Below are 517 nucleotides of genomic sequence, written 5' to 3' on the forward strand. Positions count from 1 at the left end.
CTGTGCTATAACATTTAAAAAAATAAGCTTGTAATAAACAAGGAAGTATAATAAATGTGATTGCAAAAAAAATAAAATTTATAAAGATTAAAAATTTAGAACACTTATATACTATATATTCTTGCGGTGACAATTCTTTAGCTTCTAGAGAGCTAAGTAATGTAAGATCCCTAGAAGTTTCAAGATCATAGCTAAGATAAAATATGATAATAATAGCTGTAAAAAAGATAATAAAATATATTGAAAAATAAGATTTTAAAAATTCTTTTATGTTAATCTTAATCCAATAATTTATAATAGAAAAGGCAATAAGAACGCTTAAGGCTGTAATATAAAGTATTGTATCAATAGTAACAAGCCTAAAAATAAATCCTACCAAACCCCAAAAAATAGAAAATGTAATATCTTCTCCCATTTAAACTCCTGTATTATAAAGCACATTATAAGCTTTATCTTTAAAATCAAGCTTAGTGATAAAATCTTTACTATAAAGTCTAAAATCCAAACCATAAGGAGT

The 517-nt window shown here is 23.8% G+C and carries 1 protein-coding gene; it reads right to left on the reverse strand.

The features are described from left to right. Window positions 1-415, reverse strand: a 415-nt coding sequence (locus tag BGS40_RS07105; RefSeq protein WP_096738555.1) for a hypothetical protein, incomplete at its 3' end; no start/stop codon positions are given. Between the last annotated feature and the right edge of the window lie 102 nt (window positions 416-517).

This window comes from Campylobacter sp. 107, assembly GCF_002383835.1.
Classification (GTDB): domain Bacteria; phylum Campylobacterota; class Campylobacteria; order Campylobacterales; family Campylobacteraceae; genus Campylobacter_D; species Campylobacter_D jejuni.